This window comes from Arthrobacter sp. B3I4, from assembly GCF_030816855.1.
GTDB lineage: Bacteria > Actinomycetota > Actinomycetes > Actinomycetales > Micrococcaceae > Arthrobacter.
On the sequence record NZ_JAUSYK010000001.1, the window covers coordinates 3,541,247 to 3,567,411 of the forward strand.

Here is a 26,165-nt window from a genome sequence, read left to right on the forward strand (position 1 = left end):
GAAATGCGGAGAAAGCTGCAGCCATGTTGAAGAGCAGCGGAGCCAAGGCAAAGGCCGCCGGTAGCAAGCTGCACGCTTTCGCTACGGACCCGGAAGTACAAGCGAAAGCAAAAAAGGCTGCCGAGGAAGGCAAAAGGGTTTATGAGGCCGTAACAAGCCCCAAAGCTATGGAGTTCTACCGTCAGGCAGCGGACTTCATCAAAAAGACGAGGAACAAATGAGCCCTAATAAGCTAGTTCGCTAAGCTATCGCTAGCGGTTTGATCGAGGACGGCGCGGTAGCGTACCCGAGAATATGAGCTCAGCTCCGGCCGTTACCTGCGCACCGGCACTTTAGCAGCGTGTCCTTGGTGATGAAAGTGTCGAAGCTCTGCTCCGCGCGGTCGTCGAGCGCGATCCTGTCGATTAGCGTGCTTAAAGGCTCTCCTCGCCCTCCCTGCACCATCGGGAGGGGTGCGAATGCGGAGCTGCCGCCGCCGTAGTCGTTACAAGTAGTCGCCGGCGCGTTCGCGGGCGATCTCCAGCAGCGTGGAATGGAAGGCGACCTCGGCCGGGGCGTAGACCTTGTCCTGGCGCTGGGCCAGCAGCACGCGCCGCAGCGGTGCGGCGGAGCCGAGGCTGACCACCCGGACGTCCGGGTGCTGCAGGGCCACCGCCGTCTTCGGTACCATGGCCACGCCCATGCCGACGCTCACCATCGCCTGCGCTTCCTGGTAGTCGTTGGCCAGGAAGCCGATGGTCGGTTCGAACCCGGCCTCGTGGGCGGAGCGCTGCAGCACCTCGACGACGGGGTGGGCCTCGGCGCGGACGATCCATGATTCCTTGCGGAGTTCCTCCATCCGGATCTCATCGCGGTCGGCAAGCGGATGGCTGCGCGAGACCAGCAGCACGGTGCTCTCCTGGAACACCTCCGTGATCCGGATGGAATCGTCCTGGAATCGGTTCCACGGGTGGTCCCAGAGCAGGCACAGCCCGGTCACGCCGGACTGCAGGTCGCTGACCAGGTCATCGAAGCGCGCGCTGCGCAGGGACAGGCCGATCGCCGGGTACCGCTTCTTGAACGCCCGGATGACCAGCGGCAGGAAGGACCCCGCGAGCGTCGGGAAGGTGCCGACGGTCAGGGAGCCGCGCTTGAGGCCGGCGATCTGGTCCAGGTCCGACTGCGCCGCCCGCATCTGCCCGATGATCTTGCGTGCGTGGCCGGCGAGGATCTGCCCGGCTTCGGTGGGCACCACTCCGCGGGAACGGCGGTTGAGCAACGGCTGCCCGACTTCCTGCTCGAGTTTCCGCAGCTGCTGCGAAACCGCGGACGGCGTGTACATCATCAGCTCGGCCGCGGCGGTGATTGATCCCTGTTCCACCACCTCCACCAGCAGGGCGAGGCGCCGGATGTCGAACAATTCCTGGTCAGCATCGTTAAGCAACGCTTTGCCCTTCTGTTGGATCGGTTGATTCTATACATTCCTCCGCTGATTGACGATGCTAGGCGCTCTATTTACGACGGCGGGACCCGCCCGGCTGGCCAAAGGCCGCCGCCCCCACAATGAATGAAGCATCGCTACAGTCCCTTGCAGAAATCCAACCTTGTCTTCATTTGTGATCTGGATCAATCTCGAATCAAGCCCTTGAACACCATGAGGCAGAACGAAGCAGAACCGAAGCAAGGAACAGACCATGAAGATCGAAGCGGAGTGGATGCGCGGAGGCACCAGCAAATGCTGGGTCTTTGAAACCGGCCAGCTGGACGAAACCGGGACCAGCCCGGATGTCCTGCTACCCCGGCTGTTCGGCAGCCCCGACCACCGGCAGATCGACGGCGTGGGCGGCGCCACCTCCACCACCAGCAAGGCGATGATCCTCAACCGCCCCGCCGACGCCTGCGTCGACGTCGAATTCACCTTCGCCCAGGTGGGCATCGAGGAAGCCGCCGTGGACTGGGGCAGCAACTGCGGCAACTGCTCCGCCGTCGTCGGCCTGTACGCGATCGAAAAGGGCTGGGTGGTCCCCGCCGGCGACGTCAGCCGGATCGTCACCCGCAACACCAACACCGGCCAGATCATCATCCAGCGGGTGGCGACGCCGGCGGGCGCCCTGCCGATCGTCCCGCAGGCCCAGATGCCCGGCGTCCCGTTCCCCGGCTACCGGGTGGGCCTCGGCTTCCTCGACCCGGCCGGCAAGTCCACCGGCCGGCTGCTGCCCACCGGATCCGCCACGGACACCATCGTCGCCGGCGGCACCCGCTGGACCGTGTCCATGGTCGACGCCGGAGCACCGGTCGTGATGCTGCGGGCCGAGGAGCTGGGTCTCGATCCGGAGCGCCACGCCAGCTGGCCGGCCGGCCTGGAACTGCAGCTGGACACCCTGGAACACATCCGCCGCCAGGCCGCCGTGCGGATGGGGCTCGCGGCGACGCCCGGCGAGGCGGCCCGCGCCGTCCCCAAGGTCGCCGTCGTCGCCGCCCCGGCGCGCTCCGACGCCGAGTCCGACGTCGCCGTCGTCATGCTCTCGATGGGCAAGCCGCACCCGGCTCTGGCCATCACCGGCAGCATCGCCCTGACCCTCGCCGCCCGCACCCCGGGCACGCTGCTGGGCGACATCACCGGCGGCACCGCCGGCTCCACGCTGCGGCTGCGCACCCCGGCCGGGGTGATCGAAACCTGGAGCGAGGAACGGGACGGGCAACTGCTCGTCGGCGTTGACCGCACCGCCCGCACCATCGCCACCACCACCATTCACCTTCCCGAGGCCCTCGGCACCGCCGTCGACGCCTCCCTTGCCAGCGCTACTCGATGAGGAGACAGCATCATGACTAACATCGCAGAAAAGACTGCAGAAGAAACCGTAGAAAAGGCACCGCAACAGGCCGCCCCCGGCGACACCCGCGTCGAGCCCTCCCGGCGGCCGGACCGCCGCCGCCGTATCCTGCTGGTGACGGTAGCCGCGATCGCTGTCCTGGGTCTGGTCGCCCTCCTGTTCGGAGGTGGCCTGTTCAACCCCGCGGCCGCCCCTGACTCGGAGCCGACCATGACCGCCACCCAGATCATCCCGCTTGTCATCCTCGTGGTGATGTTCGTCGTCGCCACCAAGTGGCCGCTGAACATCGGCGTCATGGGGCTGGTGGCGTCCTTCGGCGTCGGCTACTTCATGCTCGGCATGAGCGACAAGGAAATCCTGGAGGAGTTCCCGGCCAGCATCGTCCTGACGATCATCGGCGTGACCTACTTCTTCAGCATGGCGCAGCGGAACGGGTCGATCGACATCATCGTCCAGACCTGCGTGCGGCTGGTCCGGGGCAAGACCATGCTGCTGCCCTGGGTGTTCTTCCTGCTGGCCGCCGCGCTGACGTCGCTGGGCACCTTCTCCCCCGCCGCGGTGGCGCTGCTGGCCCCGGCGGCGCTGGGCCTGGCGTACGAGTCGCGCATCCACCCGGTCCTGATGGGCGCGTTCGTGATCAACGGCGCCCACGCCGGCGGCTTCTCCCCGCTGTCCGTCGCCGGTGTCCTGGTGCACGACATTGCCCTGAAGAACGGCTTCCCGATCTCGCAGGGCGCGCTCTTCACGGCCAGCTTCGCGCTGAACTTCATCCTCTCCGCCCTGACCATCGCGCTGTTCGCCCTGCTGGGCAAGCTGCGTGACAAGCACGCCAACGAATACGCCGGCCTGGAGACGCCCCGCACCGGCCGCCCGAGCGGACAGCAGCTCTTCACCCTGGTCCTGATCGCCGCGATCCTGGTCTGCACGCTGGCCTTCCACATGCCGATCGGCTTCGTGGCGCTCTCCGCCGGCCTGCTGCTGGCGTTCGTCAACATCAAGGAACACAAGACTTTCATCGGCGGCGTCTCCTGGTCCACCGTGCTGCTGGTGGCCGGCATGATCACCTACGTCTCGCTGCTCCAGCACGTGGGCGTCATCGACACCCTCGCCGAGATGGCTCTGGCCCTGGGAGCGCCGCTGCTGATCGCTCTGGTCCTCTGCTACGTCATCGGCGTCGGCTCCGCGTTCGCGTCGTCGACGGCGCTGCTCACCGCGTTCATCCCGATGGCCGGGCCGCTGCTGGCCACCAGCTCGCTTAGCGCCTCCGGCACCGTGGCGGCCTTGGCCATCGCGGCCACCGTGGTGGACGTCTCCCCCTTCTCCACCGACGGCGCCCTGGTGGTGGCCAACGCCCGCGACAACGACCGCCAGCGTGTCTACCGCCAGCTCATGATGTACGCGGGTGGGGTTGTCCTCGTGGCTCCCGCGCTGGCCTGGGTGCTGCTGGTGCCGACGGGGGTTATGTAGGGCGGGGCTTCGAACGCTCGAGAGGCAGGCCGGCTCGGATAGCCGGCCTGCCTCTAGGCGACGACGGCGTCGCCGCCGTGGCACTGGCGGCGGCATAGACTCTCGACGCACAGCTTCTGCCCCGGGACGTTGCCAATCGCTTAGCTAAGGTTGACCGAAACTGCGTGTGAGCAGTGCTTTCTGAAGTGGGCTTCGGCAGCATCCAACTGGGCAGCGGGGGCGCTTGGCGAGAAGACCCGCAGGATGCTGAACTGGAAGTGCCGTGCGTGGCTGGCATCGGCACCCGCCAAATCCTTGATTGCACCGTTGTCGCCATGGCCGCTCCTGGCGTAGTCGCTCCACCGTCCAAGGAACCGTTCGGCACCGGCGGCCTTGCCCACCGAGGCTGATGCCCCGAACGTTCCCGGCTGCAGGGCCACGGCGGTCTCACCGGCACCATGGCCACGCCCATTTCGACGCTCACCGTCGCTTGCGCTTCCTGACAGTCGGCCGCCTTTCAATCGGAGCCGACCGTGACTGCCACTCAGATCATCCCGGTTGCAATCCTTTTGGTGATGTTCGTCGTCGCCACCAAATGGACGTCGAACATCTCTCATGCGGCTTGTGGGGTCCATCGGACGTCGACTATCTCATGCTCGGCATGGGCGACAAGGAAACCCTCGGGGATTTTCAGCCCAGCCCAGCCCGGTCCGTCCACCAGCTGCTGGCTGAGTCGGCACGGCGTCGAACATCAAGTTCTGGAACGGCGCCAAGCTATGGGGGCGTCTGGCAAGACCACTTGCGGACTGTCCCCGGCCGGGTGCCCCACCGCTTGGCAACCACGTGACGCGACGAGCTGAGGGAACGGGACCGCCGCGTCCGGCTCGAACGCGCACAGCACTCTTCCAGCCAAAGATCCCTTAGGCTACTCCTTGCTCGATCGCCACCCAGCAATTGCACTAGCAGGCACGTCATCGAACTTTGAATGGGACCTATTCTGACACCCAGTCAAGCCGGTTTTCATAAATTCAGAGAAGCATGGGTGGCAAAATTCACGGAAGTATGCGCGTTGAAGGCCAGACAAGTCCTGCCGAGCAAAGCATCTACCGAAGCCTTGACGGCCAACGTCTCAGGCGCCCGAGCGGGGCGGACTATTCCAGCACCGTCGACCACAATATAGCCCCATTCGAACAAAGCATCACAACCCAGGTTGCAGACGAGCATGGCGGCAGAAAGATAATCAAGGCGCTCATTCTCACTACAACGGCTCCGCGGTTTGATATGGCCGGCGACCAGCAACCTTGCAGGCAGTTCCGCAGCGCAGATTGAGCATCGGCCGTGAGCCCTGCCTTGGAGCAAGTGTTGCCGAAGGTGAGCCTGTTCCGCTCGGACCTTCCGAAGGGCAGTCCTGTCCGTCTCCGCACCCCCCCAGAAGGAGTCCGGCCTGCCCAGAGAGCCGTCACCGCGAGTGAGGGTAACATGGTTTTGCAGCACAAAAGATAGGGCTGGAGACGCATCAAACTCTAGTCGGGACGCGTTAAGCAGCCAGAATCGATCGTTCAACCATAGAGTCAAAAGTGTCTCGCCCCCGCCAACATAGCGGGGGATTCCGGGAAACCAAATTCTGCGATCTCCCCTTGTTCTTGCTCGATAAAGATTGGCCTTGGGCAAATCGACGGTATTGCCACCCAAGATGATACTTGCCGGGAGGCGACGACCATTCGTCTTCCCGTCCCAGGGCTGCTCGTCGTACTCATGGATAGCAGGCTGAAGAAAGTCCCTAAATTCCTGGGTGGCATCTATGATCGAGTTACTTAGTCCATTTTCAGTCGGCTGCAGATAGCCGTAATCCACACGGATACGTTCCAAGAACTCGGTATTTGCCTCTTCAAAGCTATTCAGCGGCCTTGGCATACTAGCTCCCCGTATCATCGTCGCCATTCAGGATGATGAGTATATGTGAAACAGCGCCTCTCACTTCTCAGGCTCTTCCGCGATCCATATGTGTCCCTAAAGGACCCAACGGATCCGTGACGGGAAGACAAGGAACAGGTACGCCTCAAGCTGATCGGATCTGGGACTCTTATTAGGCGGGACCGCCCGGACGAAGAGCTGCCCCCCACTACACAATCGGATGCGTATCCACCGGACCGTCGAAGCCAGCGGCGGGCTGCCCTTATCGGCGACGTCAATCGCGTCCCACCGAGCACCTCCGCCGGGATGGGAGCAACATCGACTTCCTCTACCACCCCGTCGGACCAAGGCAAGAGATCCACGACGCGGGAAAATCCCAAACTTTTCAAGCCGAGAAACCGTGACACTCCTGCCCGCTCATAGCCTCGTCATTCGCCGTCTCCGCATGCCTGCGAGTGTGTTTGCTCACGTTCAGCCGCCCTCCGGCCCGGGCGAACAAGCCGACGACCGTCCCGAGCCAACTGGCCTTCCTGGACTTTGTCGTTGCCGTGCGGCACAATGTAGACGTGATGAAATACGTAGACCTTTTCGCGGGCTGTGGTGGACTCTCCCTCGGCATCGAACGCGCCGGAGGAGAACTCGTCGTGGCCGTCGAAAAATCCGACATGGCCGCCCGGACCTTCTTCCATAACCTCGTAGACGACGCTTCTGACCTACATGCCTGGAACCAATACGTCGCATCACCCGTCGAGGAACAGGTACGCCGTGGGGTGCTGGTCAGGGAACTCAACGTCCTGCTCGGTCAGGACTCCCTCATGGACAACCTCGCAGCCGAGGGAATCGATTTGGTGGTGGGCGGTCCTCCCTGCCAGGGCTTCTCTCTGGCAGGGAGGCGGGATTCCGAAGACGTCCGTAACAAGCTCCCATGGGAATATCTGGAGTTCGTGGCCCGTACCAGACCGAAGGCAGTCGTCATCGAAAACGTTGTCGGCATGAACCAGAAATTCAGCTCACAGGACGAATCGTCGTTCGTACAACTGCAGCTGGCACTGGCCAGGACTGAACCGGGTTACACGGTCCAGGGTGTTCAGGTCAATGCCATGCATTACGGTGCGCCCCAACACCGGCCTCGCTTGATGATCATCGCTGTGCGTTCGGACATCGCCGCATCGAAGGGCATCGAATCCACGGGCAAGCTCTGGAAATCGGATTTCCTCGACAAACTATCGCACCCGCTACCCGATCTGGCCCCGGTGCCCACCGTCTCCAGCGCTGACGTGAGGACCGTCGCCCAGGCTATTTCGGATCTTTCCCCTCACGCCCCGAGGGGCAATGGGCCCGCCAACAAGGACTATCGGCGTCAAATGCGCCACCCCGAATGGAAGCTGCGGCTCAAGCCCGGCCCGGAGGAACACAATCACGTACCCCGCAACCACGCGGCACGCACCACGGAACGTTTCCGCCTCTATCAGTATCTGGCCAAGAGCGGTCTCGACCAGCGCATCATCAGCCGCGCGGCCATGTTGTCCGAGTCGGATGCTGCCCTGTACGTCAAGACACAGCTCGTGGACGCGCCCCTTCCCGCTCTAGCGCCTGATGGAACGGAGCTGGCGACAAGCGTGGACGAGTTGTGCCAGCTCGTCCAAAAGCTCGCAACCAAGAAGCACTCACAGAAAGTACTCGGCTGGAGTCAGCCGGCCCGCACCGTCGTAACGCTCCCTGACGACTATGTCCATCCGGTCGAGCCTCGCATATTCACGGTGCGCGAAATGGCTCGCTTTCAGGGATTCCCGGCGGCCTTCGAGTTTCTAGGCAAGGAAACCACGGGCGCTCATCGCCGCCGCGTGGAAGTACCGCAGTACTCGCAAGTAGGAAATGCAGTCTCTCCCTGGCTATCGTTAGCCGTAGGCAACCGGATAGCGGCACTTTTGGGGGAAAAGCGAAGTGAGGGAACTGACCGACCGTGAAGTAGAGAATATCGGCTTCCTTACCCGATACAGTCTGGACTTCGGGTTGTTGGAGCCGACCCTGACCGGTCTGGGCAAGGGAATCATGGACGCGACGGCGGAGTACAGGGCCTTCCTTAGCCGCCAGAAGATACATGACTATGATGCCCAGCCCAAAGGGCCAGACTACAAGCGCATGGTTTCAGCCAGGATTGTCACGCCGGCCGGCGACGTCATCGAGGCACCGGCGAGCATGTATCGGCCAGCCACCAAGAACGGCGACCCCCGCGTGTGGTTTTCACGGATGAAGCAGTATTGTGCGCCGGGAGACATACTCGTCAGCCTGTGGGTCGACGGTCACATCTGGGTGCTCAACGCTACCGGCGTCCGCTTTGGCGAGGCCGCGACTCGACTTAGCGCGTACAGCAAGTTGCTCCGCCCTCTGGTCAGCGGGAGGGAGAGCGTGTTCGAGGAACTCCTGGAGAAGCTACGCGAGATATCCGCGCGCGGATTCCTCCGCACCCTCAGGTCAGGCGACACAGGCATCGGCCATCTCCTCGAAACCGAGCTGGGCATCAAAGCGAATTCGAGCAAGAGCCCCGACTACAAGGGCGTCGAGATCAAGTCCACCCGCGGCACGGCAACCCGGACCCAAACACTTTTTGCCAAAGTGCCGGACTGGGATATTAGCCAACTCCACAGCTCCCGGCAGATGCTGCAGGAGTTCGGCTACGACCGGGGCGACGACTTCAAGCTCTACTGCACGGTCAGCTCTAAAGCCTCCAATTCGCAGGGTCTAAGGCTTCAAGTGGACGATAAAGCGGGGTTCCTCCACGAGGCTTCGAATCGTCCCGCTCTGGGCCGTCCCGTGACATGGCGGCTCGACGGCCTACGCGACGCCCTTGCAGAAAAACATGCCGACACTTTTTGGGTCAAGGCAGAGTCCCGGAAAGATGCCACAGGGGAATCCATCCACTTTCAGTCCGTCATGCAAACGACGAAGCCCATCCTGCAACAACTTGCCCCGATGTTAGCCGCCGGGACAATAACGGTAGATCACCTCATTTCCCGCAAGGGCAATAAAGTCACCGAGCGGGGGCCACTCTTTAAGCTGAACAGAAAGCACTTCGCCGATCTCTTCGCTCCTCCGATCTACCACGATCTTCGCGCGGACGGACGACGGCCGGCAGCACCGAAACATCCAATGGACGCCCTACTCATCGAGAAACCCTTTCACCTCTTCGATTAGTTTCTGACCCGCGTTCACTTCACACTCCCAGACCACGAGTGACTCCCACCCGAGAGCCTCTAGCTGTTGGAGCGCTTTCTCATCGCGGCTCTGGTTGCGTCGACGTTTTTCGGCCCAAAACTCCGTGTTCGACTTCGGCAATCGATCTCCAACCGAACACCGATGCCCATGCCAAAAGCAGCCGTTGACAAAGACCACTTTCCTGCGGCCCGCAAAGACAAGGTCGGGTTTGCCCGGGAGCCGCCGATCGTGAATCCTGTACCGATACCCCGCAGTATGTAACGCCTTCCGAAGCAGGAGCTCGGGCTTTGTGTCCTTCGAACGAATCTTGGCCATATGTGCGCTGCGTTGCTTCGCGCTCATGAAGTCCGTCACAGATTCAATCCTAGTTTTCATGCGATGAAGAAACTACTCCCGTTGGCAACGGCTCAGGTACTGGTCAAGTAACAATCGACAGTCCCGTTGCGGGGTTGCAGGTTCGGCCTGAAGCCGTCGTAAGCATAGACAGCCGCTCCATGAAGGGCTGACACCAGGCAAGTCAGCCCCGCCAGAGGACTCCGGGGCGCCTTACAAGAACGGGAAGGGGCGGGCCCACGCCTCCGCGATGGCCCACCCAAGACCGTGCTCTGGCTGCCCGTCTAAGCGCGCAGCACCTCGTCTTCGTCGATGGACGCCCTCCCGGCGTAGACATCGTCGTCCTCTTCCTCGTAGATGGGGGCGACCGTCGGAGCTATCCGCTCAGCGTGGCGGTTCCAGAATTTCAGGTCGAGGGAGACAGCGTCGAGGGTTTCCCATTCCTTATTCTCGAGGGTGAGTCCCTCTTTCTCGATGAGGCTTTCGCCGCTGGGCAGTTCAATGCTCTTGAGACGGTCGGTGATCTCCTTCAACGCAGCTGCCTCCTCGACCAACTTCCGGCGGTAGAGATCGCGTGCCACGTAGGGGTCAGAAGAGGGGTCGATCCGCGGGGACCAGTTTTCGTTCTTGTACCTGTACAGGTCGTCCGTGGTCAGAAGCGCACGGTCTGCGGCGCTGGCAGACCCGGCGGCTTCTCCGTCGAGCAGGCGCCGTGGCGCGCGGTCGCCCCGGACATCCACTACGATCTGGGCCAGCTGTTGGATCCCGTTCTCGCTCGCGACCATCTTCTGAATAATCTGTTGCGGCTCGGGCATATACTCCCCGTTGACGCGCGTGTTGGACCGGATGAGCAGTGCGCCGCCTTCTCCGTCCTTCAGGCTCATCACGCCCTCGACTAGGCAATAGAGTCCGAGAGCGCCAAGCTCGGCGGCATCGGCGGAGACTTCCCTGCCATTGTCTTCGAAGATGGCCCGCTGCTCCCGGATCTTCTGGATGGCGGCGTCCCTGATGTCCAGGATCGGGCGACGGGTCAACAGAGCGTTCTTCAGGGTCGGTGTGGCAAGCACGCGCTGCACGGTTGAGCGCCGGCCCTTGAACCCGGAATCGAGCCCCTGACCGAGTGCAATCCTGTTCACGCGCATCGCGGTGTCCGCCGCCAGAGCCGCGCGTTCGGACTTCAGGGGCTTCTTGCCAGTGAGGGAGTGGACGGCCGTATTTACGACTCGGGCGCGCTTCGGGTCCAGCGGGGAGATCAGTGCCTCCGAAGCGAGGAGCAGAACCTCGTCGGGGTGCAGGCCGCTGAGGGATACCGCACCGGGGGACCCGGATTCGTCCTTACCGTTTTCAGACTGTAGGACTTTGAAGACCTCCTCCGCCGAGAGGCCGTCGACCGGAGGCATCATGTCCGCGGTGTGAACGGCCTCGAGCGCGATGCGCGCCTTGAGCGCATTCTCGGTGCTGTCAAGGAACGGCAGGGGCGGTTCAAGGTGGATGTGTCCGACGAGGGAACGGCGAACTTCCGCGAAGGGCGGCTGGTTTTCGCCGGGGCGCAGCCCAATCTTGCGGTAACCGACGATGATCTGCGCGCGGGGCATGACACTGGAGCGAAGGCGAGCCGCTGCGATCTCGCCGGTCTCGCTCTCCACGTCCGCTTCCCCGGAGTCTCGAAGATCGATCAGTTCGTGCCTGAGTTTGTTCTCGGTGGCATCCCGCTGCAAGTCGAAAAGGACCTCGTCGATATCGATGCCGGATCCGCGTTGCGCGCCGACCGTGCGACTAAACCCGTCGGTGGCATCGAGGATGCCGATAGTGTCATTGTCACCCAGCGCGAGGCGGGTAATTGAAAGCAGCCCGGGGGTCTCGATGCCGCGCATCGGAATGGAGCGGGAATGCGGGTTCTTGTCCCAGATGCCCTTGGTCTGCGACCGCAGCGAACGAACAACGAAGTCGGGATCCTGGTTCGAAAGGCCGAGTACGGGCTGGCTGGAGAGCGGCGTCTCGTACCGCAACGCCTGCCCGGACTTCCAAGCGCGGTCCCCCTCAAAGCGGATGTTTTCCAGGGAGGGGACAATACGCCAAGTCACGACGTCGACTTCGACGAAGGTGATTTCGTATTGGCCGTACCGGCGCGTCTGGGCCGACCGCGCGGCTTCCTTCAGCTGGCTTAGATCGGCGGCGGAGCGCGCAACCGTTTCAGCGTCGAATGCTTGCAGGTCAAATTCCCGCATCAGGAGCTCCACTGCGGCGGCTCGAGCCTTGACATTCTGGGTGCGGAGATTCGAGCACACCAGATCGTAGGGCGTCGCGTACTCGTTGTTCTCCCGGCTCTGTTCGAGGTGGCGGGCTACTGTGGCTGCGCGATTTCTTTCGGACATGAAAAAGCCTCTCGGGCTAGCTGGGACCGGAGTCCCGACCGTAACCGCTCTGGTTCCGGCTTCGGGTAGCCCGCCGAGGCGAGTAACCCATATAGGCTCGGACACCCAGATGGGTGCCATGGAGCACATGGGGCACGCACTTCCCGATCGGCGTTCAGTCACCCATGCTTACGGTCCGGCCGGAGCTGGAGCGCTTCGCGTGTACTGACTTGGTCGTTCCCCGCTTACTGGAAAGTACGTGTCATGCATCTCATAAGTTAGGACATAAGCCCTTTCCCGTCAATGGCACCGGGCGTCGCGCCGCGAGGCCCGGTGCCATAGGCGGCCCCGGCGACGGCTGCTGCCCTGATCGGTGCAAACTCGGATGCCCGGCCCCGGCCTTACCGCAACCCCCTACGGCGTGGCGCCACATCGAGTGGCTCCCAAAGCTTGACGACCACGGGATTCCCGGCAGGCTGCTCGTCGAGTGAGAGCAACTAATTCGCGTTTTTGGACCGTCCAGCAGCGGGGTCCACCTGAGTCTCGAGCTGCGGACCGGAGGTGTCAGATCCGGAGTTGCAGCCGGGACCGTCAGGCTTTGGCATGCAGGCGGGTGGACTAGCTTTCGTCATTCATCTTCACTTCCACGCCGTGGGGTTTGACGGGCCCGGTTCGGCGATGGCAGTGGTCCCGTGGCGTTCCGTGGCGCCCATGTAGGTGGTGGTGATAACACGCAGTCTGGCCCCGCGTTCCTTGACCCGTTGCAGAGCTGGCTCCAGGAGCCTCAGTCCGGTCCAGCGGACGAAGGCGCAGAGCAGGTCCACCGTGTTGGCAGACTTGGTCTCGGTCCTGAGCTCTGCGGCGAAGTTGGGATCGTCCTTGTTGTTGGTGAGCAGGGCGGAGTCGCTCAGCATCGTGGTGGGCCGGTGGAAAACTGGAACTGGGCAACTGACGAACTGCCCCTCGCCGAATATACCTAGTCACTTCGCTAGGCTAATTGGTGGCGGCGACGAATGCAGCGCCAGCCAGCTCGTGTTGTTATATTGACCGTTTGCTCGAAATCTTCACTGGGGATGTAAGACGTAACCCAACCGCCTCGCGCCCGAGGCTGGTGGACAAAAACTTCACCACCAGCCTCGAGCACGCCCGCGCTGCACACAGGAATCGACGCCGCGTGCGAAGAATTTGGACTATCCCGACAGGTACTCATAGACTGCGGCGTGAGCTGCGTTGTGCATTCTGGAAGCCCGTACTGGCCCAATGTATGGAGCTGCCTTCAGAACTCCCACGTCAGCCTTTAGAACATCTCCGATTGTCCTGAGGCCCACACTCCCCATTGCCGTCCTCATGAAATCAGAAAGGTCCAGCACGTTCAGCGAGCGGCCGAGTTGTTCCTGAACTGAAGCATTCGGCTGGCTGAAGGCCAAAGACTCATCCTCGACAAGCGATCCGTAGAAGGGGTGTTTAGCTCCATATTCAATCATTCTCTTCAATGATAAGCTGTCCATGATGCTAGCTCCAAACTTGATTGGAGAACTATCCAGAGAAAACTGACATCCAAGATTTAGAATATACCGAGTGCCAATTTCGCTTCGCGTTGCTTTAATCCCAGCCGTTCCTTCTTGAAGGATGCCGCTGTAGCAAAGGAGTCGTAACGACTCCTTCACAGCAGCTGGTGCATCGCGGTGAATCCAAAGATACGAAGACGTTGCGCCAGGGTTCCTCAGGTTACGCGCATATAAAGCTGGTAGCACTTCCTGCTCAATAAATCGCCGACCCCACGATATGAGCGGCTCATGACCAGGATATTTATCGGCGAGCAGAGAATGCTCGGACCAAATCTCCTCTCGATAGTAATTCCGGAAGATTAGCTCTGCACTGGCTGTATTAATCTTGCTCATGGTCTGCATCGTTTTCAGCAGTATTCGCGGATTGCCGGTAGCAGCGTATGCCAAGACATCAAATACCTGCCCATTCCGCTTGATATCGGAGATAAGCTCTGGCGCCTGCTTGAAAACGATTTCGCGCAGTTGCTCTCGATATTCTGGATCACTAACATTCCTGTCTACAGACACAAATGTCGCATCATGCTGCGGCTGAAAGTATTCCCCGAACGATGTGACGCCCGGATAGACGGCGGCCTTTACGGCCAAGTAGGCACTTCGAAGAGATCTCATGAGCGTGAAAAACTCACGCTGTTGCGCGGGTATGAAGACATGTGCCGCTTCATCGATAAGAATTATTGTGCGAGTCAGATTATTTTCTTCAGAAAACTCCTGAAGGGCTTCAAGAAACAACTCGGGATCCGGCGCCTCGGCCAGGTCAGGATCGGCACCTTCATTGCGCCAGGAGTTTTCATAATCTACCGCCAATCTCTCCATCACCGACACACCGCTTTGGTCCCTGTTTGCCAGGCGATCAAGTGAGGAACCGACTCGTAAAGCCAAACCAAACTCGCTAGCGGACTTGAGAAAACTTGCCGCTATCCTCGACATCATCCAGGCACGGAACTTTTCTGGAGTTGGGTTCGAAATGAGTGTAGCAACGGCGAAAGTTACATAGACTGGCATTATGCGTTTAACCGCAAAGTCTTGCCGCAGGCGCTGCTCCGCAACACGCATTAAGAATGACTTCCCGACGCCACGACTGCCCTCAAGTACGGCCGGCGTTCGCCCCAAAAGGGCATCAATCACTTTATCGTCAGCAACACCTTTTACATAGTATTCCAAGACTTCATCACGCCGGAAGTCTTCAGTCCTGAAGAGAAAGTCACTGGCCATTTTCGGTCCTTGGGGTTTCGAGAATTTTTCTTACCGACGGCAAATGTGCAATTGTTTCCAACATAGTGTTTTCAACACTACCGCTATCACTGGGTAAGAGTTCTTGACCATAGCGGCTAAAAAAGAGTACTTGGACGCATTCGATCGCATCGCTGGCCAGCTTACACCACTGCTCCAAGGTATTCTGTGAATAGACAAGCTGACTGGGGATTGTGCTTGTCGATGACTCTTTTCCGTGAATGAACTGCGAGCAGTCCCGGTACACTGCAGCGGCTTTGGCTTTGTACGACTGAGCATCAACGACTGCAGACTGATTGAAGGCTCCGACAAAGTCACTGGAAAGTACTCCGTCTGCTTCATTAAGCGCGGCAGACCATGAGAAGTCATACGAATCAGCTAGCCATTTCCGGCGCTTTAGTTCATTTGCAGAGAAGAAGATGGCAGCGAAGCTCAGTTCCAAGTACAGGCGCAAACCCGCAAACGCTGCCCCATAGTGACCGCCACAGGCCAGATAAATGGCACGCCCAAACTCACGACGGCCGTTAATTATGAGCGTCCCCTCCGGCTCATTTGTTAGGAGGTCTTCCCATGCCTTCATTGCATGGTCCAAACTGAGCAATCTACCTACGGATCCGCGCTGTTCCCTTAGCGCCTCATCAATTACACCTTTCTGATTCTCTTGAATCTTAACGAAGATGTCATCGATGGTTCCAACGGGTGAACCTTGGGCCACTTTTTAGCCTTTCGCGAGGAGACAAACAAGAAGTAATGTACTACCGATGTGCTGGAAAATATCTTTCGACCCGCGCGGCGCACTTGAGGATGGCACCCGTGGCGGCGGCGCGCCTGACGGACAACTCGCCTTTCGGGCTCCCAAATGTGGGTCGAAGACCAAGGTCCATGTCACCGATGCCTACAAGGCGTGTACTCTCCGCGCAAGATTTTCCTGTCCTTCCCGAGGTAAGACGGTGCGAAGCCGGAGTCTTTCGTCGCGTGATGGGCGGCGCTCGGCCTGAGGTCCGGGAGTCAACTACTGCCTGCTGCCTGCCGCCTGGCGGCTTTGGAGTAATCCCTCAGAATCCGTTGCTTTGTGCGAATATTCACCTTTGACACTCGAAGGTGACGCCGAAAGCTTGTGGTCTGCATGGACTGTCTTGGACCAGAGGCCTCAGCTGAACGCACTAGGGGTGAAAGTATCGGCGCCATCGTTGTCGACGCCGTGCTGCAAAAGCGGCAAAACTACGCCGCGACGGTCAGACCCCGTGTAGCTGCGGTCGTGGAAGGGTGGCCCGACGCCCTCACGACGGCGGGATTTCGTCGGCGGCTGGACACCGAAAAGCTGTCTGAAGTCATCAGCTGGTCGGGGCCGGCACGACTGACACCAAATAGAACGCATTACCAGCGTTCTGGAACACGAGAACATTTCCATTGAAACTGTGTAGGAACTCCGGCGCAACCTTGAGGATCCAGCCATGAGAACCCCTCTACGCAAGGCACTCCGGGGAGTGCGGCACGTCGGGCCCAAGACACTGGACTACTTCGACATTCTCTGCGGCATCTTCCACGGGAGTTGCGATCGATTTGCGGATACGTCGAAGGGCCGAAGCGGCTGGCATCGATGATTTGTCCTATGATCATCTCGCCGCTGTCATACACCGAGCTGCGCTGCGCCGCGGCTGGCGACCCGGAGACCTGGACGCCGCACTATGGGACGGCTAGAGAGTGCACACATGAACAGAATACCGATTAGAGATCCGGAACGACTACTAACCGAGGATGAAGTTGTTGCCGCTGTCCTAGGCCACCTTTCAAATGCTGGGTGGAACATCGCGAGTTGGGCGCTTGCCACGGAACATGGAGTCGACCTTGTTGCCGAGCAGGTCGGCCGGCGTCTACTCGTGGAGGCCAAAGGAGAGGGGAGCTCCAAGGCTGGAAGTGCAAGATTCGGTAGTCCGTTCACGAGTAGTCAGGTCAGCAGCCACGTTTCCCGTGCCATTTATAGGGCACTGTGTGCGCTTGCCGAGAACGAAGAAGCCGCAGTCGCCTTCCCTGACACACCACGGCATCGGGCGATGGTAAGAAGTGTGCAGCCCGTGATCTCACGTTTAAGAATTTCAGTCTTTTGGGTGGATCGAACAGCGTCTGTCACAGTCGAGTAGAGACCTCGGTATGGACAACGTTATGGAAGCAGCGCCACTCGATCGAAGTAATGAACCCACGGCGACTTCCTTGGTTCCAGTTAGTCCATGAGACGCCACCCTAGATTCCCCCCGTTGAAACGCCAGGCCTACTTCACGCCCGCCCCGCCCCACACGGTTTGTACCATCTAGAGCTTGATTGGCCCTGCCAAGGCCATCATGCTGAGCTGGCGCGGTTCAGGGCTGCGCCGGGTGGGCGGGCCAACGTCGTTGTCTGTTGTTCCATGACGATTCCTCTGCCGGAGCACGTCCACCGTCCGAGCGGTATGGTGGAACGAGTGGATGAACGCGACGAACGGGGTGTCCGCTGATCCACTTTGCTTTCGCGCTCTCTCCCGTTCCTTGTTTGTGCGTGCAATCATCGCCGCAAACCTCATGGGCCATTCGTTCTCGGTCCCGTCTGCCTAGGATAGGCAGGCGGCACCAACGCCGAACAGCGACCATTCAAGGGGACAAGTGGAACAACACGCAGTACCGCAGATCATGACAGCCTTCATTAGCTCCGATGGTAAGGAGTGGCAGGACGAGTACGGTGAAGTGACGCCGGTATCTGGGCAATTCATCTATAGAGGAACTGGCAACGGCTACCAGGCCTACAGGATCGCTGAGGTCTGGCTAGTTGAGGAAAAGCGAGGCCCAGTAACCCACGGACTCACCGTTTTCCTCGACCCGGTCGACGTGATGGAGACTCGCCTCGGCCAATATTCACCAGAATATTACGGAAACGGAGGATTCTAGCCGTGGGAGAACAACACCGTATCGGTCAGTTTCGAACGAAACCAGAGTTCGCATAAGAACCGCCGGCGCCAGCAACGGGTGCCCTTCTTGTAGGCGTCGCAGTCCGCCTGGCCGCCCACTTCTTGTCGGCCTTCTTTTCCGGCGGCGGGATGCCGCCGCCCTAGATCAGCAGCAGGGTCACGAACATCGGCGACAGCAGGGGCACCCGCTGCCAGCCCGCCAAGCGCCCACATCATCAGGATGCCCGCGACGAGGTAGGAGATCAGCACCGCCGGGCCGGCGGCCTGGATGCCGGCGCGCTGGATGCCGGCGGGCTGGATGCCGGCGCGCGCCAGTCGCGGCGCCCAGGCCCATCATGGTGAGCTGCCGGGGTTTTAGGGCCGCGCCGAGCGCGCGGGCAGACCTCTTTGTCTGTTGTTCCATGGGGATTCCTCTGGTTGTAGGCGGAACGGAGTGAAGGGTTGGGGTAAGTCAGTTGTCTGCCCGCGTGGGCTGCCAGAAGCCGGAGCACGCGGTCGTTTGGCGGCGGGGTCGGCCACGGTGATGCGAACGCCGTCGCCCTGATACCCGCGCACCAGAATGTCTGCGCGGTCAAACGCGTCCACCAGCGTCGCCCGAGGGTGTCATCGGCACGGATCCACAGGAAGTTGCCTTGGCTTGGATACAGTTACCAGCCCTGCGCTTCCAGCTGCGCGGCCACCTGTGCGCGCTCCTGCTTGACGGCTGCCACCCGCGGTTCACCTCGTCCCCGGCGTCCAGCGACGCGATCGCGGCCTTCTGGGCCAGCGCACTCACCGAAAAGGGAAGCGCGGTGCGGCGCGGTTCCTCCGCGATGGCCGGCGCGGCCACGGCGTAGCCCCGGCGGTAGAGCGCCAGGGAATCGGGGCCGCTGCCCGCTTCGGCGCATTCCACGTAGGCCTCGTCGACCACCACGAGGATGTCGGAGCGGCGGGCTCCAGGAAGGCCTCGAAGCCCTCGTGGTTGATCGGCACTCCGGTGGGGTAGCCGGGGTTGCAGAGCACCTTTCGGAAAGATCGGCTGACCACCCCCCCGTTTACGAAACGCAACGCGATCCGCAACCCACCCCTTACTGTTGATCCTGCGCGCAACGAAACCGTTTACGTAAACCGTTTGCGTAACGCGCCCAACAGCAAGCGGGCCAGCACCCGCAGGAACCCTCAGAGAGGAGGAACAGTGGTCACCATCCGCGATGTCGCCAAGCACGCAGGCGTCTCCCCGGCCACTGTTTCCCGGGTGGTCAACGGTTTGGTCGGCTACTCCGACGAAACGCGCGAACGCGTCGAGAACGCGGTCAAAAGCCTCTCCTACGAAACGGACTACCTCGCCCGGGGCCTGAAGACCCGGCAGACCTCCGTCATCGGGCTCCTCGCCCCGATGGTCTCCGACGCCTTGGCCTCCCAGGTAATGCAGGGCGTCGAGGAGGAAGCCCAGGAACGCGGCTACGCCGTCATGCTCGGCCGCACCGGCGCCAGATCCGCCTACATCGCCGGCTACCTCCGCACCCTGCGCACCTACCGGGCCGCCGGCGTCATCCTCATCTCCGCGGTGATCACGCCGGAGACGCGGCAGCTGCTCGGCCCCAACGTCCCGATTATCTCCGTCGCCATCAGCGACAAGTCGGGTTCGCCGAGCGTCGCCATCGACGACGAGCAGGCAGCCTACGACGCCACCCGTCACCTGCTGCGGCTCGGCCACCGGCGCATCGGCCTGCTGGCCGGCGACCCGGCGTCGATCTACGTCGCCCAGCCCCGGAAACGCGGCTACCTCCGCGCCATGACCGAAGCGGGCTGCAACCCGGTCACCGCCACCGGCAGCTTCTTCTACGAAAGCGGCGCCGCCGGAGTCGACGAACTCCTGCAGCAGGACCCCGGGCTCACCGCGATCTTCGCGATGAGCGACGAGATGGGCGCCGCCGTCGTCAACGAACTGCAGCGGCGCGGACTCCGGGTGCCCGAAGACGTCTCCGTCCTGGGCTTTGACAACACCTCCACCTCCCGGCACGTGAACCCGCCGCTGAGCACCATGGCCCAGCCGCTGGAGGAGATGGGACGGATGGCCGTGAAAAAGCTGCTCCGCTCCCGCGACCTCGGGCCGAAGATCATGCCGCACACGCTGGTCGAGCGCGGCTCCACCGCGCCGCCGCCTGCAGAGTCGTCGAACAAGATACCCAGCGGCTGACCAAGACCACCCACCCCCAAGGCGGCCGGCACAGGAGCGCACCACCGCTGCGCCCCGCACCGGCCGCCGCAGTTTCGCACGCACCACACACCTCGCACAAATCAGATAACAAGGAGCAACACATGAGGCAGCGCCGCCGCACCTGGCAGACTCTTCTCACCACCACCGCCACGCTCACCGTGGCCGCCACCGCCCTCACCGGCTGCGGCGGATCCGGATCCGCACCGGAAGCGAAGAGCACCCCGAAGGCGTCCGCAGCGTCCTTCGAGGGCAAGGGCCCCATCAACTACGTCTCCAACCGCGACGCCTCCGGCGCCGCGAACAAGAGCATCGAGGAATGGAACGCCGCCCACCCGGACGAGAAGGTCACCTTCATCGAACTGCCGGACTCCGCGGACGCCCAGCGCCAGCAGCTGATCCAGAACGCGCAGATCAAGTCGGACACCTTCAGCGTGCTGAACCTCGACGTCGTCTGGACCTCCGAGTTCGCCGCGAACAAGTGGATCATGCCGCTGCCCGCGGACGCCGTCCCCACGGACAAGATGATCCCGGCCACCGTCGATGCCGCGAAGTACCGCGACACCCTGGTCGGCGCCCCGTACTACACCGACGGCGCGCTGCTCTACTTCCGCTCCGACCTGCTCAAGGCCGCCGGCATCGCCGCCCCGCCGAAGACCTGGGACGAGATGAAGACCGCCTGCAAGGCCATTCTGGCCCTCCCTGAGGCCGCGGGCATGTCCTGCTACGCCGGCCAGTTCGACAAGAACGAGGCCCTCACGGTCAACTTCTCCGAGGCGGTCGCCTCCGCCGGCGGCAAGATCGTCGACGCCGACGGCAAGCCCACGGTGGACACCGCCGAGGCCAAGAAGGGCCTGAACCTGCTGGTGGACGGCTTCAAGGACGGGATGTTCCCCTCCGACGCCATCACCTACCTCGAGGAGCAGGGCCGCCGCGCGTTCCAGGACGGCAAGGTCGTCTTCCTGCGCAACTGGCCCTTCGTCTACGCCTCACTGACCGCCACCGACGGCTCCAGCAAGGTCAACGGCAAGTTCGACATCACCTCCATCCCCGGCACCGACGGCCCCGGCGTCTCGACCCTGGGCGGCCGCAGCCTGGCGATCTCCCCGTTCACCCCGAACAAGGCCACGGCACTGGAGTTCGTCAAGTTCTTCACCAGCCAGGAGCAGGCCCAGAAGCGCCTGGCCCTGTCCTCCCGCGCCCCGGTCTACGGCGCCCTCTTCGGGGATCCCGCCGTCGTCGCCAAGCGCCCGTTCTTCCCCACCCTGCTGAAGTCGCTGAACAACGCCCAGCCGCGCCCGAAGGTGGTCCAGTACGGCGCCACCACCAAGGCGATCCAGGAAGAGGCCTACGCCGCGATCACCGGCAAGAAGGACACGGACACCGCGCTGAAGGACATGCAGACCAAGCTCACCGAGCTGGCCAAGTAACACCCGCATTCCCCCGCTTGGCCGGCCGGTTTTGCACCGGCCGGCCAGGCGTTTTGAACACCCTTAGAACCACCGCTCTCCACTCCAGTTAGGTACCGAGCATGACGACGACGACCGCCCCCGCCGGCCTGCAGCCCGCGCCGGACGCCAGCAAGCCCCGGAGGCGCGGCAAACGCACCGCCGGCGAAGGCCGGATGGCCGCGATGCTGCTCTCCCCCACCCTGCTGGTGCTGGCCCTGGTGATTGCCTACCCGCTGCTCTCCGCGGTGCACCAGTCCCTGTTCCGCGCCGAGTCCGGCCTGGACGCGGACGGCTTCGTCTCCGACGTCGACGCTTTCGTGGGCCTCGCCAACTACGCCGACCTCTTCGTCGGCGAATCCGGCCGGCGCTTCCTCAACGCGTTCGCCAACACCACCTTCTTCACGCTCACCACCGTGTTCCTCGAAACCGTGCTGGGCCTCTGCCTGGCCCTGGCCATGAACCGCGCCTTCCGCGGCCGATCCTTTTTGCGCGCCAGCATCCTGGTCCCCTGGGCCGTCCCCACCGCCGTCTCCGGCCTGCTCTGGCGCTGGATCTTCCAGTCCGACGGCATCGCCAACACCCTGCTGGGCAGCGAAATCCTCTGGACCGCCGAGGGCACCGCCTCCAAGTTCGCCGTCATCATCGCCGAGGTCTGGAAGACCGCCCCGTTTATCGGGCTGCTGGTCCTGGCCGGCATGCAGGTCATCCCCGGTGAGGTCTACGAGGCGGCCCGGATCGACGGCGCCGGCTGGTGGCGCCAGCTCGGCTCCATCACCCTCCCGCTGGTCAAGCCCACCCTGCTGGTGGCCGTGCTGTTCCGCATGCTCGACGCGCTGCGGATGTTCGACCTGCCCTTCGTGCTGGTGGGCCCGGGCAAGGAGTCCGTGGAGACCCTGTCCATGCTGGCCTGGGACGAATCCAACCAGCTGCGCTACGGCTCCGCCTCCGCGTTCGCCGTGATGCTCTTCCTGTACGTCGCCGTCGTCGCGATCGTCTTTGTGAAGGTGCTCGGCGCCGACGTTACCGGCGCCAAGGAACTGAAGCTGATCACGAAGAAGTCCCGCACCAAGAAGACCGAGGCCACCCGATGACTCTCTCCGACCTCCGCAACGCCGCCGCCGACTCCGGCGCACCCGGTTCCGGCTCACAAAATGCGGGCACTGCCGTCGTCGGCGGCTCCAGCAAACCCAAGCGCACCTGGCGCTCCTACAGCGTCTACCTTGGCCTGGCGCTGATTTTCGCGTACTGCCTGGCGCCGTTCTACTGGATGCTGGTCTCCAGCCTGCGCCGCACCGCGGACATCTTCGACAACACCCTGCTGCCGGCGCCGTTCTCGCTGGAGAACTACACGAAGGTCTTCGACGGTTCCACCATGTTCGGCCAGGCGCTGCTGAACTCGCTGATCGTCGCCGGCACCACCACGGTGTTCGCGCTGCTGCTGGGCGTGTTCGCCGCCTACGCCATCTCCCGGCTGAACTTCCGCTTCAAGTCGCTGATCCTAGGCGTCATCATCGCGACGTCGATGTTCCCCGGTATCTCCGTGGTGGTGCCGCTGCTGCGCCTCTTCACCGACATCGGCTGGATCAACACCTACCAGGCCATGATCGTACCCAGCCTGTCCTTCGCAATCCCGCTGGCGGTCTGGAACCTCACCACGTTCATGAAGGCGCTGCCGTATGACCTTGAGGAAGCCGCGATGATCGACGGCTGCACCAAGTGGCAGGCGTTCCGGAAGGTGCTGCTGCCGCTCGCCGCGCCGGGCGTGTTCACCACCGCGATCCTGACCTTCATCCACAGCTGGAACGAATTCATCATCGCGCTGTCCATGATCAACGACCCCAAGATCCAGACCGCCACCGTCGCGATCTCCAAGTTCACCGGCGCCACCGAATTCCAGGCGCCGTTCGGCGAGCAGATGGCCGCCGGCGTGATCGTCACTGTGCCGCTGGTGATCATGGTGCTGATCTTCCAGCGCCGGATCGTCGAAGGCCTCACCGCGGGCGCGAGCAAATGAGCGCTCAGTCCATGAGCACTGCGCCCTTGGTTGAGGAAACCGCGCTGACGCCGGCCGCCGACTGGTGGGAGACGGCCGTGATCTATGAGGTGTACCCGCGTTCCTTCGCCGACGGCGACGGCGACGGCGTGGGCGACCTCGCCGGACTCACCACACGGCTGCCGTACATCGCCGCCCTCGGCGTCGACGGGATCTGGATGACCCCGTTCCAGCCCTCCCCGCAGGTAGACCAGGGCTACGACGTCACCGACTACTGCGGCGTGGACCCGCTGTTCGGCACGCTGGAGCAGTTCGAGTCCCTGCTGGAGCAGGCGCACGCTTTGGGGCTGCGGATCCTGCTCGACGTCGTCCCCAACCACTGCTCCTCCGAGCACCCGCTGTTCCAGGCGGCCCTCGCGGCCGGGCCGGGCGCGCCGGAACGGGAGATGTTCCACTTCGTGGCCGGCCCCGGCGGCGACGTTCCGCCCAACAACTGGCAGAGCGTCTTCGGCGGCCGGGCCTGGAGCCGCGCCGACCCCTCGTCCGAGACAGACACCGACTGGTACCTGCACCTCTTCTCCGCCGGCCAGCCGGACTGGAACTGGCGCAACCCTGCCGTCGGTGACTACTTCGACGGCGTGCTGCGCTTCTGGTTCGACAAGGGCGTGGACGGGCTGCGGATCGACGTGGCCCACGCGCTGTTCAAGGCCGAGGGGCTCCCCGACTCGCCGTCCGAGGGCGGCGTGGTGGACGGGCTGCGGTCCAACCCGCAGGTCTCCGACCAGGAGGAAGTCCACGACGTGTACCGGCGCTGGCGCGCGCTGGCCGAGAACTACGAACCGCACCGCCTGCTGGTGGGCGAGGTCAACCTGGAACCGGCCCGCGCCGCCCGCTACACCCGCTCCGATGAGATGCAGCAGGCCTTCGCGTTCGCGTTCGTGAAGCTCGGCTGGGACCCGGAAGCCTGGGCCGCCGTCGGCAACGACCTCGAGGCCGCGCGCCGCCTGCACGGCGCCACCCCGACGTGGGCGCTGGAGAACCACGACATTGTCCGCTCCGCCACCCGGTTCGGCGGCGGTGAGATCGGTGCTCAGCGGGCGCGTGCGGCGCTGGTGGCGCTGCTGGGGCTGCCGGGCCCGGCGTACATCTACCAGGGGCAGGAGCTCGGGCTGCCCGAGGTCGACGTGCCAGTGGAGGCACGGGTGGACCCGATGTGGGCCCGCGGCGGCGTCTGCCGCGACGGCGCCCGCGTGCCGCTGCCGTGGACTGTTGATTCCTCGCTGAACCACGGCTTCTCGCTGGATACTCCCGCTGCCAAGCCGTGGCTTCCGCTGCCAGCAAACTGGGGCGGCCGCGCCGTCGACCTGCAGGAGCAGGACGCGGGGTCCGCGCTGAACCTGACAAAGGCGGCGCTGGAGCTGCGCCGGAAGCTATGGAAGAACGAGGTCTTCGCCACCGACGACGGCGGCACTTGGCGCGTCGAGCCCGGGAACCTGCTGGTCTGCGAGCGGAACCCGTACTTCCTGGTCGCCGTCGCGATGGGCGACGAACCCGTGCGACTGCCGGCCGGCACGGTGCTGCTCAGCGCGGCACCGCTCGAGCAGGACGGCTGGCTGCAGCCGAACAACGCCGCCTGGGTGCTGCGGGGCTAGGTGTACTCGGCCAGGACGTTAGTTACACGTTGAAAGGGTGAAGACCTCTTAGGTTGGTGGTTACCACACACACCGAACGACTAAGAGGTCTTCATGGTCCACCGTAACGCCCGGCTGACTCCTGCCGGAAGAAGCATCCTTGTCCAGCGTGTTCTCGATGGCCGTCCCGTGGCCCATGTGGCGAAGGAAATGGGGGTCTCCCGTACCTGCGCGCACCGGTGGTTCCGGCGCTATGTGGAACACGGCTGGGCCGGGATGGAAGATCGTTCGTCCCGTCCGCTTTCGTGCCCGCATGCAACCGCCGAGGCGAAGATCGACGAGGTCCTCGCGGCGCGGGTGAAGCACCGCGAGGGCCCGGTCGAGCTCGGCGAACGCTGCAAGGTCCCGGCCCGCACGGTCTCGCGGATCATCGCCCGTGCCGGGCTGCCCCGATTGTGGGAACTGGACCCAATCAGCGGCGAACGCATCAGGGCCGGCCGCGCCACCGACCACCGCTATGAACGCGACACCGCCGGTGAACTGCTGCACATTGATGTGAAGAAACTCGGGAAGATCCCGCAGGGAGGCGGCTGGCGGGTCCACGGCCGGTCCGAAGCCGTGAAAGGCCGCGGACTGGGCTACGACTACGTCCACGTCGCGGTCGATGACCACTCCCGACTGGCCTATGTCGAGGTCTTGCCGGACGAGAAGGGCCCGACGTGCGCCCGGTTCCTGGCCAACGCTGCGGCGTTCATGGCCGCGCACGGGGCACCCGTGCAGGAAGTCATGACCGACAACGCCCTGGCCTACATCCGGTCCGCCGCCTTCGCCAAAGTGATGGCCGACCTGGGCGCCAAACACCGCCGAACGAAACCGCGCAGCCCCTGGCAGAACGGCAAAGCCGAACGGTTCAACCGCACCCTCCAGGACGGCTGGGCCTACAAGAACGCCTACGACTCCAGCGACCACCGCACACACGCCCTCACCGGCTGGCTAGACTTCTACAACCACCGCCGCAACCACGCAGCCCTCGGAGGACGAGCACACATCAGCAGATGTAACTAACCTGCTGGCCGAGTAC

At 62.9% G+C, this 26,165-nt stretch carries 21 protein-coding genes and 1 pseudogene; 13 read left to right on the forward strand and 9 right to left on the reverse strand.

Annotated features, from left to right (window positions below; translation table 11 throughout):
• Positions 1-23: 23 nt before the first annotated feature.
• A complete protein-coding gene (locus QFZ61_RS16610; RefSeq protein WP_307037871.1) occupies positions 24-221 on the forward strand; it encodes a hypothetical protein in 198 nt (65 codons plus the stop codon).
• Positions 222-484: 263 nt separating this feature from the next.
• On the opposite strand, the gene QFZ61_RS16615 is transcribed toward QFZ61_RS16610, so the two are convergent.
• Positions 485-1,423 carry a LysR family transcriptional regulator gene (locus QFZ61_RS16615; RefSeq protein ID WP_307037872.1) on the reverse strand — a complete coding sequence of 313 codons (939 nt, stop codon included), beginning with the start codon at positions 1,421-1,423 and terminating at the stop codon, positions 485-487.
• A 250-nt stretch (positions 1,424-1,673) separates the two neighbouring features.
• On the opposite strand from QFZ61_RS16615, the gene QFZ61_RS16620 reads away from it, so the two are divergent.
• A complete protein-coding gene (locus QFZ61_RS16620) occupies positions 1,674-2,792 on the forward strand; it encodes a PrpF domain-containing protein (RefSeq protein WP_307037873.1) in 1,119 nt (372 codons plus the stop codon).
• Between the two features lie 231 nt (positions 2,793-3,023).
• Positions 3,024-4,280 carry an SLC13 family permease gene (locus QFZ61_RS16625; protein ID WP_373427214.1) on the forward strand — a complete coding sequence of 419 codons (1,257 nt, stop codon included), beginning with the start codon at positions 3,024-3,026 and terminating at the stop codon, positions 4,278-4,280.
• 140 nt (positions 4,281-4,420) lie between these two features.
• Here QFZ61_RS16625 and QFZ61_RS16630 read toward each other — a convergent pair whose 3' ends face one another.
• Together QFZ61_RS16630 and QFZ61_RS16635 are read right to left on the reverse strand one after the other, a co-directional pair.
• Positions 4,421-4,699: a hypothetical protein gene (locus QFZ61_RS16630; protein WP_307037875.1), complete on the reverse strand. Its 279-nt coding sequence runs from the start codon at positions 4,697-4,699 to the stop codon at positions 4,421-4,423.
• A 580-nt stretch (positions 4,700-5,279) separates the two neighbouring features.
• On the reverse strand, positions 5,280-6,173 hold the full coding sequence (locus QFZ61_RS16635; RefSeq protein WP_307037876.1) for an HNH endonuclease: 894 nt from the start codon (positions 6,171-6,173) through the stop codon (positions 5,280-5,282).
• Between the two features lie 569 nt (positions 6,174-6,742).
• Here QFZ61_RS16635 and QFZ61_RS16640 point away from each other — a divergent pair.
• Entirely contained in the window at positions 6,743-8,140 is a 1,398-nt protein-coding gene (locus tag QFZ61_RS16640; RefSeq protein ID WP_307038285.1) for a DNA cytosine methyltransferase, read from the forward strand.
• A complete protein-coding gene (locus QFZ61_RS16645; protein ID WP_307037877.1) occupies positions 8,118-9,368 on the forward strand; it encodes an MvaI/BcnI family restriction endonuclease in 1,251 nt (416 codons plus the stop codon). The genes QFZ61_RS16640 and QFZ61_RS16645 overlap by 23 nt, the downstream gene beginning before the upstream one ends.
• Here QFZ61_RS16645 and QFZ61_RS16650 read toward each other — a convergent pair.
• The 5 genes from QFZ61_RS16650 to QFZ61_RS16670 form a co-directional block, all read right to left on the reverse strand.
• Positions 9,333-9,764, reverse strand: coding sequence for a very short patch repair endonuclease (locus QFZ61_RS16650; protein ID WP_307037878.1), 432 nt, complete (start codon positions 9,762-9,764; stop codon positions 9,333-9,335). The two genes, QFZ61_RS16645 and QFZ61_RS16650, sit on opposite strands and share 36 nt — an antisense overlap.
• A 242-nt stretch (positions 9,765-10,006) precedes the next feature.
• Entirely contained in the window at positions 10,007-12,097 is a 2,091-nt protein-coding gene (locus tag QFZ61_RS16655) for a hypothetical protein (protein WP_307037879.1), read from the reverse strand.
• A 617-nt stretch (positions 12,098-12,714) separates the two neighbouring features.
• The gene (locus QFZ61_RS16660) at positions 12,715-12,990 is read right to left on the reverse strand and encodes a hypothetical protein (protein ID WP_307037880.1); all 276 of its coding nucleotides are present in this window, start codon (positions 12,988-12,990) and stop codon (positions 12,715-12,717) included.
• A gap of 276 nt (positions 12,991-13,266) precedes the next feature.
• Positions 13,267-14,856, reverse strand: coding sequence for a hypothetical protein (locus tag QFZ61_RS16665; RefSeq protein ID WP_307037881.1), 1,590 nt, complete (start codon positions 14,854-14,856; stop codon positions 13,267-13,269).
• Positions 14,846-15,589: a hypothetical protein gene (locus QFZ61_RS16670; protein ID WP_307037882.1), complete on the reverse strand. Its 744-nt coding sequence runs from the start codon at positions 15,587-15,589 to the stop codon at positions 14,846-14,848. Before QFZ61_RS16670 ends, QFZ61_RS16665 begins: the two co-directional genes overlap by 11 nt.
• Before the next feature lie 1,921 nt (positions 15,590-17,510).
• On the opposite strand from QFZ61_RS16670, the gene QFZ61_RS16675 reads away from it, so the two are divergent.
• Positions 17,511-17,792, forward strand: coding sequence for a hypothetical protein (locus tag QFZ61_RS16675; protein WP_307037883.1), 282 nt, complete (start codon positions 17,511-17,513; stop codon positions 17,790-17,792).
• A gap of 197 nt (positions 17,793-17,989) precedes the next feature.
• Here the strand turns inward: QFZ61_RS16675 and QFZ61_RS16680 are convergent.
• Positions 17,990-18,215, reverse strand: a pseudogene (locus tag QFZ61_RS16680) (amino acid transporter); the annotation flags it as partial.
• Positions 18,216-18,444: 229 nt separating this feature from the next.
• Here QFZ61_RS16680 and QFZ61_RS16685 point away from each other — a divergent pair.
• The 7 genes from QFZ61_RS16685 to QFZ61_RS16715 all read left to right on the forward strand — a co-directional run bounded on the left by QFZ61_RS16685 (position 18,445) and on the right by QFZ61_RS16715 (position 26,149).
• Positions 18,445-18,648: a hypothetical protein gene (locus tag QFZ61_RS16685; RefSeq protein WP_307037884.1), complete on the forward strand. Its 204-nt coding sequence runs from the start codon at positions 18,445-18,447 to the stop codon at positions 18,646-18,648.
• Between the two features lie 338 nt (positions 18,649-18,986).
• Positions 18,987-19,991, forward strand: a complete 1,005-nt coding sequence (locus QFZ61_RS16690) for a LacI family DNA-binding transcriptional regulator (RefSeq protein ID WP_307037885.1) — start codon at positions 18,987-18,989, stop codon at positions 19,989-19,991.
• Between the two features lie 122 nt (positions 19,992-20,113).
• Complete coding sequence (locus tag QFZ61_RS16695; protein ID WP_307037886.1) at positions 20,114-21,439, forward strand: ABC transporter substrate-binding protein; 1,326 nt, start codon at positions 20,114-20,116, stop codon at positions 21,437-21,439.
• 101 nt (positions 21,440-21,540) lie between these two features.
• A complete protein-coding gene (locus QFZ61_RS16700) occupies positions 21,541-22,551 on the forward strand; it encodes a carbohydrate ABC transporter permease (RefSeq protein WP_307037887.1) in 1,011 nt (336 codons plus the stop codon).
• Positions 22,548-23,474: a carbohydrate ABC transporter permease gene (locus tag QFZ61_RS16705; RefSeq protein ID WP_307037888.1), complete on the forward strand. Its 927-nt coding sequence runs from the start codon at positions 22,548-22,550 to the stop codon at positions 23,472-23,474. The genes QFZ61_RS16700 and QFZ61_RS16705 overlap by 4 nt, the downstream gene beginning before the upstream one ends.
• Before the next feature lie 11 nt (positions 23,475-23,485).
• Positions 23,486-25,105, forward strand: a complete 1,620-nt coding sequence (locus QFZ61_RS16710) for an alpha-amylase family glycosyl hydrolase (RefSeq protein ID WP_307037889.1) — start codon at positions 23,486-23,488, stop codon at positions 25,103-25,105.
• 93 nt (positions 25,106-25,198) lie between these two features.
• The gene (locus tag QFZ61_RS16715; RefSeq protein ID WP_307037890.1) at positions 25,199-26,149 is read left to right on the forward strand and encodes an IS481 family transposase; all 951 of its coding nucleotides are present in this window, start codon (positions 25,199-25,201) and stop codon (positions 26,147-26,149) included.
• Positions 26,150-26,165 lie beyond the last annotated feature (16 nt).

Excerpts from the sequence above, each read along its gene's own strand:
- QFZ61_RS16610 (WP_307037871.1), top strand. The coding sequence starts at position 24 with ATGTTGAAGAGCAGCGGAGCCAAGGCAAAGGCCGCCGGTAGCAAGCTG.
- QFZ61_RS16620 (WP_307037873.1), top strand. The coding sequence starts at position 1,674 with ATGAAGATCGAAGCGGAGTGGATGCGCGGAGGCACCAGCAAATGCTGG.
- QFZ61_RS16625 (WP_373427214.1), top strand. The coding sequence starts at position 3,024 with ATGACCGCCACCCAGATCATCCCGCTTGTCATCCTCGTGGTGATGTTC.
- QFZ61_RS16635 (WP_307037876.1), bottom strand. The coding sequence starts at position 6,173 with ATGCCAAGGCCGCTGAATAGCTTTGAAGAGGCAAATACCGAGTTCTTG.
- QFZ61_RS16640 (WP_307038285.1), top strand. The coding sequence starts at position 6,743 with ATGAAATACGTAGACCTTTTCGCGGGCTGTGGTGGACTCTCCCTCGGC.
- QFZ61_RS16650 (WP_307037878.1), bottom strand. The coding sequence starts at position 9,764 with ATGAAAACTAGGATTGAATCTGTGACGGACTTCATGAGCGCGAAGCAA.
- QFZ61_RS16655 (WP_307037879.1), bottom strand. The coding sequence starts at position 12,097 with ATGTCCGAAAGAAATCGCGCAGCCACAGTAGCCCGCCACCTCGAACAG.
- QFZ61_RS16660 (WP_307037880.1), bottom strand. The coding sequence starts at position 12,990 with ATGCTGAGCGACTCCGCCCTGCTCACCAACAACAAGGACGATCCCAAC.
- QFZ61_RS16665 (WP_307037881.1), bottom strand. The coding sequence starts at position 14,856 with ATGGCCAGTGACTTTCTCTTCAGGACTGAAGACTTCCGGCGTGATGAA.
- QFZ61_RS16695 (WP_307037886.1), top strand. The coding sequence starts at position 20,114 with ATGAGGCAGCGCCGCCGCACCTGGCAGACTCTTCTCACCACCACCGCC.
- QFZ61_RS16700 (WP_307037887.1), top strand. The coding sequence starts at position 21,541 with ATGACGACGACGACCGCCCCCGCCGGCCTGCAGCCCGCGCCGGACGCC.
- QFZ61_RS16705 (WP_307037888.1), top strand. The coding sequence starts at position 22,548 with ATGACTCTCTCCGACCTCCGCAACGCCGCCGCCGACTCCGGCGCACCC.
- QFZ61_RS16710 (WP_307037889.1), top strand. The coding sequence starts at position 23,486 with ATGAGCACTGCGCCCTTGGTTGAGGAAACCGCGCTGACGCCGGCCGCC.
- QFZ61_RS16715 (WP_307037890.1), top strand. The coding sequence starts at position 25,199 with ATGGTCCACCGTAACGCCCGGCTGACTCCTGCCGGAAGAAGCATCCTT.